General features: G+C 62.3%; 20 protein-coding genes. 9 read left to right on the forward strand and 11 right to left on the reverse strand.

Annotated elements, in window-relative coordinates:
* Complete coding sequence (locus tag AC1Q67_RS02630) at positions 1–1,104, reverse strand: MFS transporter (RefSeq protein ID WP_492235715.1); 1,104 nt, start codon at positions 1,102–1,104, stop codon at positions 1–3.
* A gap of 291 nt (positions 1,105–1,395) precedes the next feature.
* On the opposite strand from AC1Q67_RS02630, the gene thrS reads away from it, so the two are divergent.
* On the forward strand, positions 1,396–3,432 hold the full coding sequence (thrS, locus tag AC1Q67_RS02635; protein WP_492235314.1) for a threonine--tRNA ligase: 2,037 nt from the start codon (positions 1,396–1,398) through the stop codon (positions 3,430–3,432).
* A 124-nt stretch (positions 3,433–3,556) separates the two neighbouring features.
* Positions 3,557–4,120 carry a nitroreductase family protein gene (locus tag AC1Q67_RS02640; protein WP_492235313.1) on the forward strand — a complete coding sequence of 188 codons (564 nt, stop codon included), beginning with the start codon at positions 3,557–3,559 and terminating at the stop codon, positions 4,118–4,120.
* 97 nt (positions 4,121–4,217) lie between these two features.
* Here AC1Q67_RS02640 and AC1Q67_RS02645 read toward each other — a convergent pair whose 3' ends face one another.
* Positions 4,218–6,689 (reverse strand): putative bifunctional diguanylate cyclase/phosphodiesterase, encoded by a 2,472-nt coding sequence (locus AC1Q67_RS02645; protein ID WP_492235312.1) that lies wholly within the window; start codon positions 6,687–6,689, stop codon positions 4,218–4,220.
* A 180-nt stretch (positions 6,690–6,869) separates the two neighbouring features.
* Positions 6,870–7,901: an RgsD C-terminal domain-containing protein gene (locus AC1Q67_RS02650; RefSeq protein ID WP_492235714.1), complete on the reverse strand. Its 1,032-nt coding sequence runs from the start codon at positions 7,899–7,901 to the stop codon at positions 6,870–6,872.
* 293 nt (positions 7,902–8,194) lie between these two features.
* On the opposite strand from AC1Q67_RS02650, the gene AC1Q67_RS02655 reads away from it, so the two are divergent.
* Positions 8,195–9,229: a patatin-like phospholipase family protein gene (locus tag AC1Q67_RS02655; protein ID WP_024574936.1), complete on the forward strand. Its 1,035-nt coding sequence runs from the start codon at positions 8,195–8,197 to the stop codon at positions 9,227–9,229.
* A 93-nt stretch (positions 9,230–9,322) separates the two neighbouring features.
* On the opposite strand, the gene AC1Q67_RS02660 is transcribed toward AC1Q67_RS02655, so the two are convergent.
* Together AC1Q67_RS02660 and AC1Q67_RS02665 are read right to left on the reverse strand one after the other, a co-directional pair.
* Entirely contained in the window at positions 9,323–9,751 is a 429-nt protein-coding gene (locus tag AC1Q67_RS02660) for a CBS domain-containing protein (protein WP_024574935.1), read from the reverse strand.
* Positions 9,752–9,955: 204 nt separating this feature from the next.
* Positions 9,956–10,726 (reverse strand): rhomboid family intramembrane serine protease, encoded by a 771-nt coding sequence (locus tag AC1Q67_RS02665; RefSeq protein WP_492235311.1) that lies wholly within the window; start codon positions 10,724–10,726, stop codon positions 9,956–9,958.
* Positions 10,727–11,195: 469 nt separating this feature from the next.
* On the opposite strand from AC1Q67_RS02665, the gene AC1Q67_RS02670 reads away from it, so the two are divergent.
* From AC1Q67_RS02670 to AC1Q67_RS02690, 5 genes are all read left to right on the forward strand, one after another.
* On the forward strand, positions 11,196–11,762 hold the full coding sequence (locus AC1Q67_RS02670; RefSeq protein WP_492235310.1) for a PAS domain-containing protein: 567 nt from the start codon (positions 11,196–11,198) through the stop codon (positions 11,760–11,762).
* 86 nt (positions 11,763–11,848) lie between these two features.
* Positions 11,849–12,466 carry a PilZ domain-containing protein gene (locus AC1Q67_RS02675; RefSeq protein ID WP_492235309.1) on the forward strand — a complete coding sequence of 206 codons (618 nt, stop codon included), beginning with the start codon at positions 11,849–11,851 and terminating at the stop codon, positions 12,464–12,466.
* 331 nt (positions 12,467–12,797) lie between these two features.
* The gene (locus tag AC1Q67_RS02680) at positions 12,798–13,418 is read left to right on the forward strand and encodes a transglutaminase-like cysteine peptidase (RefSeq protein ID WP_492235308.1); all 621 of its coding nucleotides are present in this window, start codon (positions 12,798–12,800) and stop codon (positions 13,416–13,418) included.
* A 228-nt stretch (positions 13,419–13,646) separates the two neighbouring features.
* Positions 13,647–13,871, forward strand: coding sequence for a hypothetical protein (locus AC1Q67_RS02685; protein WP_024574930.1), 225 nt, complete (start codon positions 13,647–13,649; stop codon positions 13,869–13,871).
* A 422-nt stretch (positions 13,872–14,293) separates the two neighbouring features.
* Positions 14,294–14,518 carry a hypothetical protein gene (locus AC1Q67_RS02690; protein ID WP_024578174.1) on the forward strand — a complete coding sequence of 75 codons (225 nt, stop codon included), beginning with the start codon at positions 14,294–14,296 and terminating at the stop codon, positions 14,516–14,518.
* Here the strand turns inward: AC1Q67_RS02690 and AC1Q67_RS02695 are convergent.
* Both AC1Q67_RS02695 and AC1Q67_RS02700 read right to left on the reverse strand, forming a co-directional pair.
* Positions 14,490–15,020 (reverse strand): gamma carbonic anhydrase family protein, encoded by a 531-nt coding sequence (locus AC1Q67_RS02695; protein WP_492235307.1) that lies wholly within the window; start codon positions 15,018–15,020, stop codon positions 14,490–14,492. The two genes, AC1Q67_RS02690 and AC1Q67_RS02695, sit on opposite strands and share 29 nt — an antisense overlap.
* Before the next feature lie 103 nt (positions 15,021–15,123).
* Complete coding sequence (locus AC1Q67_RS02700; RefSeq protein ID WP_006021245.1) at positions 15,124–15,453, reverse strand: DUF6949 family protein; 330 nt, start codon at positions 15,451–15,453, stop codon at positions 15,124–15,126.
* Positions 15,454–15,736: 283 nt separating this feature from the next.
* Here AC1Q67_RS02700 and AC1Q67_RS02705 point away from each other — a divergent pair, with 283 nt between their 5' ends.
* The gene (locus tag AC1Q67_RS02705; protein WP_492235306.1) at positions 15,737–16,450 is read left to right on the forward strand and encodes a hypothetical protein; all 714 of its coding nucleotides are present in this window, start codon (positions 15,737–15,739) and stop codon (positions 16,448–16,450) included.
* 130 nt (positions 16,451–16,580) lie between these two features.
* On the opposite strand, the gene AC1Q67_RS02710 is transcribed toward AC1Q67_RS02705, so the two are convergent.
* The 4 genes from AC1Q67_RS02710 to AC1Q67_RS02725 all read right to left on the reverse strand — a co-directional run bounded on the left by AC1Q67_RS02710 (position 16,581) and on the right by AC1Q67_RS02725 (position 19,965).
* Positions 16,581–16,799 (reverse strand): DUF3126 family protein, encoded by a 219-nt coding sequence (locus AC1Q67_RS02710; RefSeq protein ID WP_024574927.1) that lies wholly within the window; start codon positions 16,797–16,799, stop codon positions 16,581–16,583.
* Positions 16,800–16,931: 132 nt separating this feature from the next.
* Entirely contained in the window at positions 16,932–17,756 is an 825-nt protein-coding gene (gene cysE / locus AC1Q67_RS02715) for a serine O-acetyltransferase (protein ID WP_492235305.1), read from the reverse strand.
* A 148-nt stretch (positions 17,757–17,904) separates the two neighbouring features.
* Entirely contained in the window at positions 17,905–18,660 is a 756-nt protein-coding gene (locus AC1Q67_RS02720) for an alpha/beta fold hydrolase (RefSeq protein ID WP_492235304.1), read from the reverse strand.
* Positions 18,661–18,840: 180 nt separating this feature from the next.
* Entirely contained in the window at positions 18,841–19,965 is a 1,125-nt protein-coding gene (locus AC1Q67_RS02725) for a hypothetical protein (RefSeq protein WP_492235303.1), read from the reverse strand.
* Positions 19,966–20,084: the final 119 nt, after the last annotated feature.

A 20,084-nucleotide genomic window follows, 5' to 3' on the forward strand; every position in this document is an offset into this window, starting at 1 on the left:
CTACCGCCGTGAGATAAACACCGTGATCAGCGCCAGCACGAGAAAGCCGACGCCGACATAGCCGATCGCATAATACATTTCGTGCGCGAACAGGAAGCCGCCGATCCCCGAACCGATAGCCTGGCCGATATAAAGCCCCGAGGTGTTCAGCGACACCGTGGCGCTGGCGAACAGCGGCGCCGCCGCGGCGAGCCGGACCTGCTGCATCGAATTGGCCGATGAGAACGCCGTGCCCCACGGGATCATCGACGCCAGCATCAGCGGCACGATGCCCGCGCCCAGCGCCCACATTGTAATTCCGAACAGCAGCAGCGCGATCGTGGTCAGCGATGTGCGATAGGCCCCCCAGCTATCGACAACACGGCTGGCGATCACATTGCCGATGAAACCCATCACGCCGTAGATGCTGAACGCGATAATCGCAAGTTGAGCGCTGCCGCCGAGCTTCGCGAACAGCGGCCCGAGATAGGTGAACACCACGAATTGCCCGGATGTCTGCAGCACCGTGATGACGAGCAACAGCACGATCAGCCGATTTCGCGCAATATCGCTCCACGTCTTGAGATCGACCGGCGCGCCCACAAGCCCGGCCGGAATCCGCCAGACCAGCATCGCCAGATTGAGCAACGCGATAATGCCGATGCCGGTATAGGCAACGCGCCATCCGATGTGGCTCGCGACATAGGCAATCAGCGGCAGACCCACCGCGAGCGCCAGCGACCAGCCGAGAAACACGTACGACATCGTGCTGCCGCGCCGCTCCGGCGGCACCATCATTGCGGCCGTGCCCGCGGCCTGCGGCGTGAACAGTGCGGCGACAGCCAGCATCACCAGCCGCACCGCCATGAGCGTCGCGTAGTTCGGTGCGACCATCGATGCGAACTGCGCCGCGGCGATGATCGCAACCGTCACTGACAGCAAAATCCGCCGGTCGAGAGCAGAGGTCAGCCACGCGGACACCGGCGAGCCGATGCACAGCACCAGCGCGCCGAAGGTGATGAGCAATCCCGCTTCATGGATCGAGACGCCGAATTCCTGCGCCAGCTCCGGCAGCATCCCCGCCGGCGCGAGGATACTCACGCCGGTGACGAAATTGCCGAGCATCAGGGCTGTGGGAGCGAAACGTTTCACGCCACGTGGTTAGCACACGAACGGTTAAATGCAATTGCATGAAAGCCATGCCGTACGGGACGAGCACCTTCGATCAGCGATTTGCCGCAGGAAGCGGAACGGCTGGCGCGGTCACCACGATCCCGGCTCGCGACACGACCAGAAGCCCCATTGCGAGCGCCGCGACATTTAACAACCGCTGTTGCACACGGACGGCTGCCTGCTATATCCCTCTCTCACCGCTTACCTGCGCCCGTTCGCAGGAGTGAGCCACAGGAGAATGATATGACCGACAAAGACTCTTCCGCGCCTGCATTGAAGTACAGCCTCGCCAACCTGAAGCCCGTCGAGACCAACAAAGTGAAGGTCACCTTCCCGGACGGCGCAGAGCGCGAATTCCCCAAAGGCACCACCGGCCTCGACATCGCCAAGGGCATCTCGCCCTCGCTGGCCAAGCGCACCGTCGCGATGGCGCTGGACGGTATCGTGTCCGACCTCGCAGACCCGATCACGCGCGATGCGAAAATCGAATTCATCAACCGCGACGACCCCCGCGCGCTGGAGCTGATCCGGCACGACGCCGCGCACGTGCTGGCGGAGGCCGTGCAGACATTGTGGCCCGGCACGCAGGTGACCATCGGCCCGGTGATCGACAACGGCTTCTATTACGACTTCTTCCGCAACGAGCCGTTCACGCCTGAAGACTTCGCTGCCATCGAGAAGAAGATGCGCGAGATTATCGCCAAGGATGCACCCTTCACCAAGGAAGAGTGGTCGCGCGATCGCGCCAAGAAGGTGTTCGCCGACAAGGGCGAGACCTTCAAGATCGAACTGGTCGACGCTATTCCGGAAGACCAGTCGCTGAAGATTTACAAGCAGGGCGAATGGTTCGATCTCTGCCGCGGCCCGCACATGACGTCGACCGGCAAGGTCGGCAACGCCTTCAAGCTGATGAAGGTCGCCGGTGCGTACTGGCGCGGCGACAGCAACAATCCGATGCTGACGCGCATCTACGGCACTGCGTTCGCCAAGCAGGAAGAGCTCGACGCCTACCTCAAGCAGCTTGAGGAAGCCGAGAAGCGCGACCACCGCCGCCTCGGCCGCGAGATGGATCTTTTCCATTTCCAGGAAGAAGGTCCGGGCGTGGTGTTCTGGCACGCGAAGGGCTGGACTCTGTTCCAGGCGATCATCGCCTATATGCGCCGGCGGCTTGCGGGCGACTATCAGGAAGTGAACGCGCCGCAGATGCTCGACAAGTCGCTGTGGGAAACCTCGGGTCACTGGGAATGGTACCGCGAGAACATGTTCGCGGCGCAATCGGCCGGCGACGAAGCGGAAGACAAGCGCTGGTTCGCGATCAAGCCGATGAACTGCCCCGGCCATGTGCTGATCTTCAAGCATGGCCTCAAGAGCTACCGCGAGTTGCCGATCCGCCTCGCCGAATTCGGCACCGTGCATCGCTACGAGCCGTCGGGCGCGATGCATGGGCTGATGCGCGTGCGCGGTTTCACGCAGGACGACGCGCACGTGTTCTGCACCGAGGATCAGCTCGCCGAGGAATGCCTCAAGATCAACGATCTGATCCTGTCGACCTATGAAGACTTCGGCTTCGTCGGCGAACTCACGGTGAAGCTCTCGACCCGGCCGGAAAAGCGCGTCGGCTCCGATGAAGCGTGGGATCACGCCGAAGCGGTGATGGCGAAAGTGCTCGAACAGATCGCGGCGCAGGGACATAACCGCATCAAGACCTCGATCAATCCGGGTGAAGGCGCGTTCTACGGGCCGAAGTTCGAATACGTGCTGCGCGACGCCATCGGCCGCGAATGGCAGTGCGGCACCACGCAGGTTGACTTCAACCTGCCGGGCCGGTTCGGCGCGTTCTATATCGACGATCACTCCAACAAGGTGACGCCGGTGATGGTCCATCGCGCCATCTGCGGATCGCTGGAGCGCTTCACCGGCATCCTGATCGAGCACTTCGCCGGTCACTTCCCGCTCTGGCTCGCACCGGTGCAGGCGGTCGTCACCACCATCACCTCCGATGGCGACGACTATGCGCGCGAGGTGCTCGCTGCATGCCGCAGGGCGGGGCTCCGCACCGAGATCGATCTTCGCAACGAGAAGATCAACTACAAGGTGCGCGAGCATTCGCTGGCGAAGGTCCCCGCGCTGCTCGTGGTCGGCAAAAAGGAGGCCGAAGGCCGCATGGTCTCGATCCGCCGCCTCGGCAGCGAAGGCCAGACCGTGCTGCCGCTCGACGAAGCGCTCAAGGCGCTGGCCTATGAAGCGCTGCCGCCGGACCTGAAGCGGGCGCAGGGCTGACAACATTTATGAGGCCTCTTCCTTTCTTTAGAGGCCTCATAAACTGCAAACCTTGTTATCCCGGTCCGGATTTCCGATATCAGCGGCGCGCATCGCCATGATGCACCCATAGCCCGGATACAACATGCCCGATGCCCTCGACCTTCTGAAGACACGCCGCTCGCTCAAGCCACTTGAGATGACCGGCCCCGGCCCCTCGCCTGTTGAACTTGAAACCATTCTCACCATCGGCGCGCGGGTGCCCGATCACGGCAAGATCGTCCCGTGGCGTTTCATCGTGTTTGAAGGCGAGGCGCGCGCGAAGGCCGGCGAGATTTTCGCGAGGGTGTTTCGCGCCAAGAACGTCACCGCAACGCCGGATCAGGTCGAGACCGAAAAAAAGCGGTTCACCCACGCGCCGCTCGTCATCGCCGTGGTGAGCAAGACATCGAAGCATCCGAAGGTGCCGCCGTGGGAGCAGGAACTGTCGGCGGGCGCCAGCGCCATGAACATCGTTCACGCCGCACACGCGCTCGGCTATGTCGCGAACTGGCTCACCGGCTGGATGGCATTCGACCGCGATGTGCTGAATGCACTCGGCCTGAACGAGGACGAGAAGATCGCGGGCTTCATTCACATCGGCAAGTCCGAGCGGCCCACCGACGACCGGCCCCGCCCAGCGCTCAGCGATATCGTGACGAGGTTCTAGAACAAGATTCCAGTTCCGCTCGTCCCCGCGAAAGCGGGGACCCAGACTTGTCGAGTGCTGGATTCCCGCGTTCGCGGGAATGAGCGGGGTAATTTTCTCACGCCGCCTTTGTTGCGTGGTCTCCGAACTTCCCGAGCAGCGCCGCGATCTCCGACGCCGGACGCGCGGCGCTGAACAGGAAGCCCTGCACTTCCGTGCAACCTTCGTCGCGCAACCTGTCGAGCTGATCCATCGTCTCGACGCCCTCCGCGGTCGTCGAAATGTTGAGGCTGCGGCCAAGGCTCGAGATCGCGCGGACGATGGCCGCGCAGTCCGGCCGCTCCGCAAGGTCACGCACGAACGAGCGATCGATCTTGATCTTGTCGAATGGAAAGCTGCGCAGGTAACTCAGGCTGGAATAGCCGGTGCCGAAATCGTCCATCGAGATGCGGACGCCGAAATCGCGCAACTGGTGCAGCGTCGCGAGATTGGCCTCGCTGTCCGCCAGGAAGATCGACTCGGTGATTTCGAGCTCCAGCCGCAGCGGCGACAGGCCCGACTGCGCAAGCGCGCTGAACACGGTCTGGGTGAGGCTGCGGCTGCGGAATTGCGCCGGAGATAGGTTGACGGCCACCTTGATATCCGACGGCCACGCCGCCGCCTGCATGCAGGCTTCGCGCAGCACCCATTCGCCGAGCGGAACGATCAGGCCGATATCCTCGGCGACCGGGATGAAGTCGGCGGGCGAGACCATGCCCTTCACCGGATGCTGCCAGCGCAGCAGCGCCTCGAACGCGACGATGCGGTCCTGCTCCAGATCGACCAGCGGCTGATAGTGAAGCTGGAACTCGCCGGTCGCCAGCGCGCGGCGCAGGTCGATCTCCATGTCGCGGCGCATTTGCGCGTGACGGTCCATTTCCTTTTCGAAGAAGCGATGCACGCCGCCGCCCTCCGACTTCGCGCGGTAGAGCGCCATGTCGGCATTGCGGAGCAGCTCTTCGCCGGTGTCACCGTCGCCGGGTGCGATCGCGATGCCGATGCTGGCCCCGATCACGGCTTCAAGGCCGTCGATCTCGTATGGTTCGCTCAGGGTCTCGATAATCTCGATTGCACGCGCGCTGACGTCGTTCGGCGACAGGTCGCCGCCGAGGATCATGGCGAACTCGTCGCCGCCAAGCCGCGCCACAAGATTGTCCTGCCGACCAAGCCCCGTGAGACGCTCGGCCACCAGCGTCAGCAGCTTGTCGCCGGTGTGGTGGCCGAAGGAATCGTTGACGTTCTTGAACAGGTCGAGATCGATGCAAAGCACAGCGACGCGCTTGTTCGACGGACGGTTGCGCTCGAGATCCTGCCGCAGGCGCTCCTGGAACATGACGCGGTTGGCGAGGTTCGTCAGTCCGTCATGGTGCGCCATGTAGGCGATGCGGGCTTCCGCCTTGCGCCGTTCGGTAATATCGACGGCGGAGACGAGGAAGCTGTCGCGTCCCTCGAACGACACGCGGCGGCCGAATGTCAGAACCTCGATCTCGCTGCCATCCGCCTTCAGGTGCCGCCAGTTGCGGCCCGAATGGTAAACCTCGCCGACGCCGACCAGCGCGCGGGAATGCTCTTCCCATTCGTCCCTCGGCCAGAGGTCCTGCAATGACATCGACAGGAATGTCGCGCGGTCATAGCCATAGTGACTGAGAGCCGCGTCGTTCACGTTGCGGAATCGACGGGTTTCGACGTCGAACACCCACATCGGCATCGGATTGCTGTCAAACAGCAGGCGGAATGAGCGTTCACGCCGCTTGAGATCGGTGACGTCGGTCAGCGACAGCGACAACAAGTCGCCGACCGGCGCGGCACTGATCTTCAGCGTGCTGTCGTGATCGCTCACTTCGAACTGTTCACTCACCCCGCCTTTGACGGCAGCGCAGAGCCGCTGGAAAACCTGCGGCGAACACAAAGCATGCGTCCCCGCGCTCAACCGGTGCCAGCGCAATTCGTCCGGCGGCAACTTGAGGAGGCGCGCGGTTCCCTGATTGAGATGGACGATCTGGAAATCGGCGGGCTGGCCGTCGGCATCGCGGATGGTCGCCAGCGACAGGATACCGTCGTCGGCGGCGGAGAAGACTGCGTCGAGCAGACTGTACTGCGCGCCGCGCTGATTGACGTAGATGCTGGTCAGGGTGCCGCCCCAGCGCGAGGCGACCGGAAGCGCGAGGATATCGTAAATCTGGACGAGGCCGTCGCGGACGCAATGGGCCGCCGCCAGATGCGGCTTGCGGCTGCGCCGTGCATTCGCCACCGCCTCGCTCAGGACCATCGCGCAGTCGGGTGGAAACGCATCGAGCGCCGTATCCCAAACTTCGGTTTCAAGCCATTGCTCGACGTAGCGTCCGGCGCGGGAAACCTTGAACTGCGCGGTCTCGTCCTTGATGAGCATGACATGATCGGCCAGGCGCCCAAGGCTGCCGAGCATCACGTCTTCAAAGAACGGCAAATCCTTTCCGGGCTTGAGAGCTGCCTGCCACTTGCGGCGCAGGACCGAAACGTCGCTGAACAATCCCGGATCTGAAGTCTTCTTCGATTTCGCGATGGCAACCACAACGCACCCCACCCCATCGACACGGCTTTCTGTCGTGTCAGCGGTCGGTATCCAATGCAGGGACGCTTAAGGCTCCGTAAACAATGCGGGCCGATGCAGCGGATGTGTGATTTGTGAAAGTTCTAAGTCGTCTGATGGTTAGTGCGTCTTAGAGACTATGACGCTTTTGCTACAGCGATGTTATCGCGCGACGACTTCGATCTCGCCGTCGACGCCGTTGCTGACATTGAAGGGCCGCTCAAACACCTTGCCTTCGTTCTTCGCGATCACGCGATATTCGCCTTCCGAAAGGATAACTTTCGGAAAGGCGCCGTTGTATTCCTTGATCACGTCACCGGCGGGCGTGATGACCGACCACGCGGTGTTGGCGAGCGCTTCGCCGCCCTTGTCGCTCACGAGCTTCAGCGTGATGACCGCCGCGCGATGGGTGACGGTGACGTCGGTCAGCTTGCCCGCCTGCACGCGAATGTCGGAGCGCACCACCGAGTTCGCGTCGCCGTAGTTCGAGATGATGTAGTAGGTGCCTTCCGGCACCAGCATCACGTCGCCCGCGGCGACGTTCTGCGCGAGCGGAGCACGCTCGCCGACTTCGAATTGGCTGCCCTTGTAGATCGAGAACGTGATCTGTCCTTGCGGGATCTTGGTGGTGCCGACGCGGCCTTCGATGCGCAGACCGCCGGCGGGAAGATCGAACTGCTCGCGCACGGTATCATTGCGCAGCGTGACCGGACGAACCGCGCTGACAAGACCGAGCGATGCGTGAACGACATAGCCGCCGGGCGCCAGAACGATGTTCGGCGTCGGGCTGCGGTCTTCGCGCACCAGCTGGAACGCGCCGCTGGCGTCGGGCTTGTCTGAATAGACCCGCCAGATCACGCCGCTGCTGACGGCTGGCAGATCCTTGCCGAACCGGGCGTTGAGCGCGAGCACACCTTGCGATGGCGTCGCTGCCGGTTGCGGCGGTGTTGCCGTGGTGACCGGCGGCTGAGTGAGGGTTGCAGGCAAACCCGGTGTGGCGGCAGGACCGGACGGCGGCGCGAGGCTGATCGCCGGGCCAGAAGGCGTCGGGGGCACAGGGACGTTGGCCGGGGGAATTGGCGGCGGCGCATCGCCGATGAACTGGGCAGCCGCGGGCTGCAGCGCCGCGACGGCAATCAACCCCGCCAGCGCGCACGTCAATGCCAATGCGTGACGGCGCAGGGCATCAGGCATGCCGGTGCGCGAGTCACGCACGGCTATCCTGCGGCGGTGTCCGGGGGCTGTCATGGCGGAGGTTTTTCACCGAAAACGAGGCAAATTCAAGCCTGACAAGGTGCTTGACGGCCCTTCCGGAGCCGACCTGGGGAGAATAACGCCTTCTGCGCGCGGACAGGCCGCGCTACAGTCACATTTCCTGATTACGCGAGACGCGTGTCCACGGCACAATCACACCCATTTCGCGTTCTGATGAGGAAAACCGGTCGAGAGCGGCCGATTCGCTGTCATCAGGCCTCAGGAGACGTGCGTTGCTCGAGAGTTTGATTGGATTTCGTCACAACGGCGCAAGGAACAAGATGGAGCTGGGGGCCGCACAGACAAAGAAGCCCAAGATCGGGCTTGCGCTCGGCGGCGGCGCGGCGCGTGGTTTCGCACATATCGGTATCCTGCGGACGCTCCTCGCCCACGGCATCGTCCCCGACGTGATTGTCGGGACATCCATCGGAGCCGTGGTCGGCGGCTCGTATGCGGCCGGACACCTCGACACGCTCGAGACATGGGCCCGGGGCCTGCAGCCGCGCAATATCTTCAGCTATCTCGACATCCGCCTCAACGGCTCAGGAATCATCGGCGGGAGCAAGCTCGCCGCGCAGCTCGAGGCATCGTTCGGCGGGATCTACATCGACGAACTGCCATTGAAGTTCGCCGCCGTCTCCACCGAGGTGAACACGGGACACGAAATCTGGATCACCAACGGAAAGCTGGTCGAGGCCGTGCGTGCATCTTACGCCCTGCCCGGCATTTTCGAGCCCGTGCTCGTCGATGATCGCTGGCTGGTGGACGGCGCGCTGGTCAATCCCGTGCCGGTTTCGGCAGCCCGCGCGCTCGGCGCGGAAATCGTCATCGCGTGCAACGTCTCGACCGACGTGTTCGGACACGGTACCCTTATCTCCTCCCCGCGACGCATCGCAGAACCGGAACAGCCGCCGGAGCCGGTCGTTGAAAAACGCGGCTTCGGAAAATTCTTCTCGGCCGAAAAGGCGGTGAAGCGCGAATTCTTCGGAAGCGCCGGGCGCCCCGGAATTTCGACCGTCATGGTCGAAGCCTTCAACATCATGCAGGACCGCATCACGCGCTCGCGCCTCGCGGGCGACCCGCCGGATGTTCTGATCTCGCCGCGCGTCGGCAAGATCGGATGGTTCGACTTTCATCGCGCCGAAGAAGTGATCGCTCACGGCACCCGCGCCGCCGAACGCAACATTGAATCGATTCAGGAAGCGATCAATCTGCTCTCGCCGACAACAAACCAGACGCCGGGCACAGCGCAGCCGACGCAGCCCTGACGTCATTGCAAGCGAAGCGAAGCAATCCATTCTTCAGGAAAGCTGGATTGCTTCGTCGCTACGCTCCTCGCAATGACGAGGAGGCTCGATAAATCAGGCAGTCTTGATGTAGTCGTGCAGCGCTTCCTGCTCGCGCTCGAATTCCGCGACACGCCACTTCACCACGTCGCCGATCGAAATCAGGCCGACGATCCTGTCGTTCTCAACGACAGGCAGATGCCTGAATTTTCCGGACGTCATCACTTCCATGATCGCGCCGACGGTGTCGGTTTCCCGGCAGGTGATGACTTTCGGTGTCATCACGCTGCGAACCGGCTCTTCGAGAGCCCCTGCGCCGCGCTCGCCAAGCACGCGCACCACATCGCGCTCTGAGAGGATGCCGTCGATTTTCTGGCCGCTCATCACCAGCACGGCGCCGATGCGGCGCTCGGAGAGAATCTTGATCGCTGCCGAAAGCTTGGTTTCCGGCGACACGCTGATCACCTGGTGGCCTTTGGTACCCAGAATTGCCCGAACCGTCATTGTAGCCTCCCGAAACTCCGGCCGCGGGGTTGCGCGTTGAAGTCGTGCGCGGCGCGGCTTTCAATTCTGCTGTCGAGTCAAACAACGTATCGTCTGATTGGTTTCTCGCGCCTCCAGCGTCATCCGTGGCGATGATGGAGCAAATACCACCTGCTCGCAAGACTGCAGGTATTGCGCAGGTCAGCCAGAAGCAACAGGCACGGGTCAGTCTGACGCAGGCGGCAAAACGCCAGCATTGTTGTCCTGCACAATCGCGCGCGGCACCGGGTCGAACAATGAAAACAACACCAGACCGGCGATGAAGCCGCCGATATGCGCCTGCCACGCGATGCTCTGTGCCGATGCGCCGATGGCGATCGCGCCGAGGCCGGTGATGATGTTGAGGCCGAACCAGACGGCGAGGAATCCCAGCACGCTCGAGTTCTGCAGCGACCGCACCAGCGAGAGCGCGGGGACGCGCGCCGCGGCTTCGGCATCGCCGCGCCGGAACGACAGGAAGCTTCCATGCTGGAAGGCGAAGCGGATGGCGGCAGCCATCATGCCCGATACGGCGGCGGATGCACCGATCATCGGAGCAACCTCATGCTGATGCGTCACAAGATGCGCGAACGCGCCGGCAATAGCCGTCACGGCGAAGAATGCAAAGAACCGCACCGTGCCGAACCGGCGCGCGACCGCACTGCCAAACGGGAGCATCCACAGCATGTTGAAGGCGATGTGGGTGATATCCGCATGCAGGAAAGCGTAGGTCAGGAATGTCCAGACTTCAGCGCCGAAACCGCCGGGAAATTGCCCGGCCAGCACCGATGCGTCGTAGCGCGCGGGCACGAAGCCGAACGTCCAGATCACCTCCTGATCCGTGGCGAGCGGCAACAACGCGCGCACGCCGTGGATGCCAGCCATGACAACAAGAATGGCCGTCATCCCGAACGGAATGGTCAGGATCGGTTCGCGGGGGGATTGAGGAGAATCCAAGGCACACAACATCCGAAGGGGCTACCTTCTGAGATAGGCGGCTTTCGCGGTGGGGTGCAAGCGGCAGGCAAAAGAAAAGGGAGGGCTTTAAGGCCCTCCCTTGGTCTCGCCGGTCTTTTGCACGGACTGTCCGAGTAAGAGCGCTGTTCACGCTCCGGGTATCCCCACCCCTCCCCGTACAATGACCGGATCGTTTTCCGCCGCCTGTATTCAACCTTGAGTTCACAACCGCCGATCCCTGGAGAAGACCGGCAACTTGGAGTGACCGGACACTAACCGCCCTCCGCGTTTCCACGAAGCTCATAGTTAAATTAATCTTAACAACGCAAATCCGGCTGGGAGAAAGCCAAATCCCCGCTCCGGCATGGACGCTGCACCTCAAGTCCCGCACAACAGAAAGGGGCCTCGCGGCGCCTGAAAGCGGGACAAATCTGTCCCGCCATCGTCGTCCGCGGGGCGGAATCGGGTCATGAAGCATCCAGCAAGCCGGGAATTCTACGCCTATTGGGACAGGAAGCGCGCCGGCGCGGCTGCTCCCGAGCGGGGCGATCTGGAACCCGGCCAGGTCCGGCATCTGCTCGGCGACATCTTCGTGCTGTCCTGCGATGCCTCGGCTGGCTACCCGTTCCGGGTGGCTGGAACCCGGATGTGCGCCCTGTTCGGCGCCGACCTGAAGGGACAAAGCCTCCTCAGCCTGTTCCGCGAGGCCGATCGCGGAGAGATGCAGGACATTCTCGGAATTGTGGCCCACGAAACCCAGGCCACCGTCGCCGGCGCCACCTCACTGGCCCCGGACGGAACGCGGATTCATCTCGAACTGCTGCTGTTGCCGTTCAGCGCCCGCTCCCACGCGCCGATCAGCATGACCGGATTGCTCGCGCCGCTCAGTCCTGTCGGAGAGTTGCAGGCCTACGGCAGCCTGAAAGATTTCAGCCTCACCTCATGGCGTCACTTGAAGCAGGACCGGCGCGGACCGCGCGCGCTCCGGAAGTGGTCGCTGATCCGCGGCCTCACCGTGTACGAAGGCATGCGCTGAGAGAAGCGCAGTTCATTAGGACTAACACATCATTAACCCTACGGGCCGTAAGGTTCATCATACCGAAAAACCGGTCGACCGGTGTGATGATGGCGTTGGTGCAAAGACAATCGATCCGTCCGTCCGCTCAGGAGCGGCGACGCTTTCAGCGCGTGAAGGTTCACCTGCTCGGCCGCTACATGCTGTCGGACCGGCGCGAATTTCCGTGTCAGGTGATCAATATGTCTCCCGGCGGCCTCGCCATGCTGGCGCCCGGCATCGGCAATGTCGGTGAGCGCGTGGTGGCCTATCTCGACCACATCGGCCGCGTCGAAGGCAAGATCACCCGCCTGCTCGACAACGGCTTCGCGATGACGGTCGGCGCGACACCCCGCAAGCGGGACAAGCTCGCCGCCCAGCTCACCTGGCTCGCCAACCGCCAGATCCTGAATCTGCCGGAAGACCGCCGCCACGACCGCATCGTGCCGCGCAATCCGATGTCGATCCTCAAGTTCGACGACGGCCGCGCCATGGCCTGCCGGATCATGGACCTTTCGCTGTCCGGCGCGGCGCTGGCCGCCGAGATCAAGCCGCTGGTCGGCGAACCCGTGACCCTCGGCCGTGTGCAGGCCCGCGTCGTCCGCCACCTCGAAGAAGGCTTCGCGATCGAGTTCGTTCACGCGCAGCTTCCGGAGACTGTCGAAGACAACGTAAGCGCCCAGTAAAGCGCTGCGGTTACCAAATCTCTGATTTTGAGGCTTTTCAGGGCGATACCCTTATCCGGGTGTCGCCCTGAAGCGTTTTGGACGCCTGGCTGGCCGATCCGGGCGCATTCGCGCTCGCCTGAAAACCGCAATCACATCATTGGGTTAGGTGTTAATAGATAAAATTTGAATCAAACGCAGGTATTTCAAATTTTATGCTCATTTTATTCAAGTATAGATCGAATTAATCGCAGCTTTTACTTGTATTCGTCTCAATTGTACTTTGACGACTTAGCCGCGGCGAAAATCCTTTATGTGAAAAGTGGTCCCAACAAGAAAAACGGGGGCCACAATGTTTTCAATTCGTGGACGGGGAGTCGGTCTGGCGGTTGTCGCCAGCCTGTTGGGGATGACGGTTGCGGCGCATGCCGCAGGCGAACGCGTGCTTTATGCCAGCCTGGGCGACACCACACGTGCGCCGATCGGCTGGGTCGAATTCTGCGCCGAGAATCCCGGTGATTGCCGGGGCGGTGCGACGCAGGCCCGCGACATCGTGATGACGCAGGCGGCGTGGAAGGATCTGCTGCGGGTCAATCGCTGGGTCAACGAGACCATCAAGCCGATGACCGACATGGATCACTGGGGCGTCATCGAGAAGTGGTCGTATCCCACCGACGGATATGGCGACTGCGAGGACTATGTCCTGCTCAAGCGCAAGATGCTGATCGACGCCGGATGGCCGCGCGAAGCGCTGCTGATCACGGTGGTGCGCGACAAAAAGGGCGAAGGTCACGCGGTGCTGACCGTGAAGTCCGACAAGGGCGAGTTCATCCTCGACAACCAGAACGAGGACGTCGTGGCGTGGACCGAGACCGGCTACCGCTTCGTCAAGCGTCAGTCGCAGACCGATGCGCTGGCCTGGGTGTCGCTCGGAGACTCGCGTCCCGCCGTTGCTACCGCAAGTTCACGCTGAGAATTCGAGCATGACCGAAACGTCATGCTCAAAATTGAATACTTGAAGTCATAGGAACCCACGCTCCGGTCGTATCCCCACCCCTCCCCGTCCCAGACCGGACCGTGCGCGGCCAGCTCTCCCCCAAGAGCTGGCCGCAACTTTTTCCAGACCACCTGCGGCGGCGCCTCACAGGAACCAAGTCGCCGGCGCGGGTTTGACTCCCCGTGGCAAGCCTCGGAGGCGAGGATGCTGACCCTTCTGTTTGGCGCACTGTTGATGTTCGGCGGCCTGATATTCCTGGCGGCGCAGCCGATGTTTCGGGCGCGGCTCAGTTCTGTCAGACGAACGCCCGCGGCGACGCCAGAACCCACCCTGGAGCCATCCGAGCCCGCTGCCGGATTCCGCCTGAAAGAGACATGGCCCGGTCTCGCGATGCTCGCGGTCGGCGCGATCTTTTTGCTGGTGGGCTAAGGCGCATAGCAAGAAGGGCGCGCCGGGTTTCCCGACGCGCCCTTCCCTAATCTCGCTGAACCAGGCGGAAAGACCGCCCTGTCCGAAGCCATGATGGCTTAGCGGGCGGCCTCAGCGAGGTGACAGCGCTTGGTTATAGACACTGGACCACCTCCTTTCGGTTGTTGACAACAACTTCAATATAATCGCTCCGCGCGCGAAAGGCAGCGCGCCTTGCTCAGCTTTTAGTCCAATCCTCTGGGTGGAGTTCCAGAACGAGCCGGCGGCGTGGACCGCTCCGAACATTGCAAGAATAGGCTCGCTGTTCGATCAGCTTAATCACCCGGAAACCATCGGCCACGGCGCCGGGTATAACGCCACATGTTTGCCGACGGCGCGCGCTTTTTTCTCTACAAGCGACGGTGAACACGGGGATCGGCCACATGGTGCGATACGCGATCATCAAGGACGGACGAGATTTTATCGTTCAGTCAGGGGAGCAAAGCGTCCTCAAATGCGCGAGCCGGCGTGAGGCGGCCAAGGCGATCGCCGACGCGAAAGGTCTGATGCGCGAGGACACTTCCGGTGCTCACCCGTCTGAAAACGAAACGTCCGTAAAGGCAAAAGCGCAGCGCCAGCTCACCCGATCTTCTTCAGGCCTGCCTTGAAGCGCTTGCCGTTGTGCACGTAGTGCGCGGCGCCGTAGGTCATGGCGGTGACCTGCTCCAGCGTCAGCGTCTTGATCGCACGTGCCGGTGCGCCGATCACGAGCGCACGATCCTCGAATGTCTTGCCTTCGGTGATGACCGAACCCGCGCCGACGATGCAGCCCTTGCCGATGCGCGCGCCATTCATGATGATCGCGCCCATGCCGATCAGCGCGCCGTCCTCGATGGTGCAGCCGTGCAGGATCACGTTGTGACCAATGGTGCAGTTCTTGCCGATGGTCAGCGGAAATCCGGGATCGGTGTGAAAGGTGCAGTTGTCCTGCACATTGGAGCCTTCGCCGATCTCGATCAGCTCGTTGTCACCGCGCAGCACCGAACCGAACCAGACGCTGGCGTTGGTCTTCAGGCGCACGTTGCCGATCACCGTCGCGGTCTCGGCGATGAAGTATTGTCCGTCGGCAGGAAGTTCGGGCGCGCGCCCGTCGAGTTCGTAGATCGCCATTCTCTTGTCGTCTCCAGTAACGCGCTTCAGATCGAACGCGGAAAATCCGGAGCGACCATGCCACGAATAAACAGGGTCTGGCGAGTGTGGGAACGGCTGGAAATCAGGCGATGATGCCGGCGGTTTCCAGCAGCATCAGGACGAACGTGCCGGACATCATGCTCCAGAATCCGGCGATGACGGTGGCCATCGCGACGAACTGAACCCGTCGGCCTTCGATCGTGCGGCCGCGCACGGTATTGCGCATGATGATGAAGGGGGCCGCGAACACCAGAAACGGCACGGCGGCGAAAGCCTTCGCGCTCGCCTCCTGCATCAGCAATCCGAAACCGGGAGGCTTTTCCATGAAAGCCTGAAAGCCGCTGGTCAGCGCCCCCGCAAGCGCAAATCCAATGAAAATGGCGAAGAAGGAATTGAGGGCTTCAGGCGACATCCGTCGGGACTCACAACGCACGAGAACAATTCGATGCACACACCGGTGTCCTGCGATCCGCAGTGCCGGCTGGCTCGTCCCTAGGCTTCGCAAAATGCCGCCGTGCCCGCCACTTTATCCTTAAAAAAAGGTTAACACCGCGGCGGCGTTCGGCCCCGGACGCATGGCTCGGACAGGGTCCGCCCGCACGGAACCCGGGAGGAAATCTCCCGGCGCATGGCATAATCGCCGCGATTCGGCGCTCGCCTGGCGAGCCACCTCCTGGAACGTCTGTCTTCTGCTCATGGCTCTGTATTCTTCGGCAACGCCCCGACCGGCTCCCGCGCGGCGCGCCCAGCGCGGACACTTTGTGCCGTTCCTGATCATGGGCGTGATCGGCGCCTGCGCCGTCGGTGTGGTGGCTTATCTGCTGTGGCCGACCTGGGGTGTCGAGAAGGCCGGCGATCCGTCGCGCCTGCCGATCAGCATCGGCAACACGCTGTTCAACGTGCCGACCCAGGCGATCCGCGTGAAGGTGCAGAAGCGGACCGGCCCGCAGGAACGCGTCGATCTCAACTTCGCCTATCCGTCGCTTGAAGCGCCCGAGGCGCGGCAGCCTGTGAGCGCGGAAACGGTCGAGGACAATCTGCCCGAGATCGACCGCATCTTCCTGTCGATCGCGGCGCATCACGATGCGCTCTCGCCGGACGATCGGACGCGGACGATCTATCCGCGCTATCTCGATCAGAATGCCGGAAGCATTCAGGACGGCTTGAGCATCCGGCCGTTCCGCGACAACACGCCCTACGCGAACGAGGATCTGGTTTACGCTTCAACGCCGCAGATCATCGCGCGCTGCACGCGCGATGCGAAAACGCCCGGCATGTGCCTTGCCGAGCGTCGTATCGAGGGGGCGGATTTGACGTTCAGGTTTCCGCGCGACTGGCTGTCGAAATGGCGCGACGTCGCGGGCGCAATGGATCAGATCATCATCAGAATGCGCAGGCCGCACGGCTGAGCAAATTTGACGCCGTCATGGCCGGGCTCGTCCCGGCCATCCACGTCTTGCTTGTTCCAAAGACGTGGATGCCCGGCACAAGGCCGGGCATGACGATCTTTAATTCAAGCCAATTCACGATGCGACTGAATCAGACCTCTTCCTCGATGTCGGTTTCGAGGATCGCCATCTGGAACTGGTAGGACCGATCATCGTCCTCGTCATCGACGAACAGCACGCCGATGAACTCCTCACCGATATAGACCTCGGCCGAGTCGTCCTTCTTGGGGCGCGGCACAACGCGGATTTTGGGATTGCCGAACAGACGCTTGAGATAGGCGTCGAGCTTTCTGACTTCCGTAACGTCCACGGGCGCTTCTCCAACTGAACAGTGATTGTTGGCGATAGCTTTAAAACGATCCGGCGCAGACCGCCAGCGTGCATTTTCTAAAAATGCGCCGCCGTCCTGCGAACGGATTGCACGATCAGCGCAGGGATTTCGTCAGTTGCCGAAGGCGTTGAGCATCTGGTTCATGGTGCGCGACGGCTCGGCGCATCCGGCCTCGCCGACGATCTTCGCCGGCACGCCCGCAACGGTGACGTTGTTCGGAACCGGCTTCACCACCACCGAACCTGCCGCGATGCGCGCGCAATGTCCGATCTCGATGTTGCCGAGGATCTTCGCGCCCGCGCCGATCATCACGCCGTGGCGGATTTTCGGATGACGATCCTCGTTCTCCTTGCCGGTGCCGCCGAGGGTGACACCATGCAGGATCGACACGTTGTCCTCGATCACTGCGGTCTCGCCGACCACAAGGCCGGTGGCGTGATCGAGGAAGATCCCGCGGCCGATCTTCGCTGCGGGATTGATATCCGTCTGGAATTCCGCCGACGCGCGGCTCTGGATGTAGTAGGCGAAATCCTTGCGGCTGTTGTTGTAGAGCCAGTGCGCGAGACGATGCGCCTGAAGGGCATGGAAGCCCTTGAAGTAGAGCAGCGGATCGATGAAGCGCGATGTCGCTGGGTCGCGATCGAATACCGCAACAAGATCGGCACGGAATGCGTTGCCGAGATCGGGCTCGGCCTCGAGCGCGTCGTTGTAGGCCTGACGGATCAGGTCGCCGGACAGCGCCGAATGATCGAGACGCTCGGCGATACGATGCACCACCGCATCCTCGAGCCGGTCGTGATGCAGCACGGTTGAATAGATGAAGGTCGCGAGTTCCGGCTCGCGCTGCACAATCTCTTCAGCCTCGGCCCGGATGCGGGTCCAGACCGGATCGACGGTCAAAAGGGCCGACTTGGTATCAAGTTGAGGCTTGGCCATGGTGCAGTATCCGGCTGATGAGCGCTGAGGAGATATTACCACATAATGGGAAGTTGAAAGGCCGCAACACTTGCCAAGGTTGACGTTGGAATAATTATCTCCCGCGTTCGTAGAATAATTATCTACAACCCTGCTTCTCAGGCGTATGTCATGGCCGCTTTGCAAGGAACTCCAGAACGCCGTCCTTGTAAACGCGGTCACCGACCGCGCGCATGTGATCGCGGTTTGGAATATCAAGCACTTGCGACCCGGGAATGACGTCCGCAAGCCGGGATGCGGAGCCTGCGATGTCGTCGGTCGTGCCCACCGCGATCAGTGTGGGAACGGTAATCGCGGCTGCTTCCTCGCGCGTCATCAGCCGCCGGGAGCCGCGCATACAGGCCGCGAGCGCCCTGCGATCCGAGCGGGTCTGATCTGCAAAGGTACGAAACGTCCGGCCGACGGGATCGGTGACGTCATCGAGCGATGCCGCTTCCAGTGCCTCTGCAACATTCTCGCCGGGCCGGCCGATATCCTCGATCAGGCCCATGCCGATGCCGCCAAGGATCGCCTTGCCCAGACGCTCCGGGCTGCGCTCGGCGAGGTAAGCAGTGATGCGCCCGCCCATCGAGTAGCCCATCATGTCCGCTCGTTCGATGTTCAGATGATCCATCAACCCGCTCACATCACCGGCCATGGTGCCGATGTGATAATCCTCGGGATCGTAAAGTTTCGTCGACTCGCCATGACCGCGATGGTCGAGCGCAATGACCCGCCGTCCCGCCTTGGTCAGGGTTGAAACCCACCCCGGATAAATCCAGTTCATGTTTTTGCTGGATGCAAACCCGTGAACGAGAACGATCGGATCTCCCTCGCCTTCATCGAGATACGCAATTTCGACGGAGCCGTTGTGAAAACTCGGCATCGGACAGTCCATAACTTTGATTGAAGACGATTTGTGGATGGCGGAGGTCCACTTTACCCTGATGTGACGCGCAAGACTAGCGCGCGCCCCCTCGTCATTGCGAGGAGCGACAGCGACGAAGAAGTCCAACCTTTTGCTCTGGATTGCTTCGCTTCGTTCGCAATGACGGTGCAGCGCATTTCATATTGCGAGCCGCGCCTGGACCGCGGCAAGTTCGCGCCGCACACGTTTGAGTTTGGAACGTTGAATCCATGACAGCGTGAGCCGCTCGGTCGTTGCCTTGATCGAGGTGATAAACCCGAACAGTGCCAGCAATGCGGCGAACACCCACCATGCCAGATTGAATGCGCCAGCGGTCAGCAGCAGCGCGCCGCGCCCGAGAATCTTCACGATGGCGCGGGTCCGGCTGCCTTTGGATTCCGCAAGGCGCGCGGCCCGCGCGACATCCTTCGGGCCGTCGGCAATGCGCAGCACATCGAGCGCGCCTTTGGTGCCCGCCTTTTCGCTGACGCGTCCGACATCCTTGGCGAGACGAACCAGAGCGCCCGCCTTCTCCGCCTTGAACGCGGCCTTCACTGCGCTGATGGTCTGGCCAGGGCGCGCGATCGATGCGCTTGCGACCGCCTGCTGCAGCATCGGCGCATCGACAACGCCGCGCGCCGAACGTCCCGCCCATTCGGTGAGGCCCGCGCCGAGCCGGCCGACCTTGCGCGCATCCTTCACCATCGACAGCCCGGCGCGAACCGGCGTCGCACCGCCGACCGAAACGTAAGTCGCCGCCGTCACCACAAGGCCGACACTCGCAAGCCCGAGCACCAACTGATCGGCGTTCTCGCCCATCGCAAGCCGCTTGCCCTCCCGCACCACATCGCGGATGTCGCCGAACACGAACAGATCGCCCGCGACGGTGCCTGCGAGGCTCGCGACATCATCCGCTTCGCCGATCACCAGACCTGTGGCAAAGCGTCTCGCCACGCTTGTGGTGGAGTTCTCATCGGCGACCGCGGCATCGACACGCGCGGCCAGTCCGGGCGGCAGCGGGACACCCCTGTCCTGTGCCAGATCGGTAAAACTTTTCGCCAGATCCGCGTCGTTGTCATCGAGCGCCTGGGCTGCGCCCTGTCCGAGGGCATCGGCATGCGTTCGCAAGGCGGAATTGACCTGGATATCGGCCAGCCGCGCCGGGTTGTCCTGGGCCAGCAGCAATGCCGAGGCCTCGCGCGCATGAGGCCACAGCGCGGCAAATGCCGCCGCCGAAGCAGCCGCACCCGCGAGGGTCAAACCGATGCGCCAGGTGGCTTTCATCTCAGGTGGCCTTCATCGCGAACTGATAACCCCTTGCCATGCCTATGGGTCCGGCAGACCCATGACTGGCCGATGACATGGTGTGCCGTTTTTCGGACACAACCTCCCCAACGAAAGAA

The sequence above is a fragment of the Afipia sp. GW823-FHT06G09 genome, from assembly GCF_058794875.1.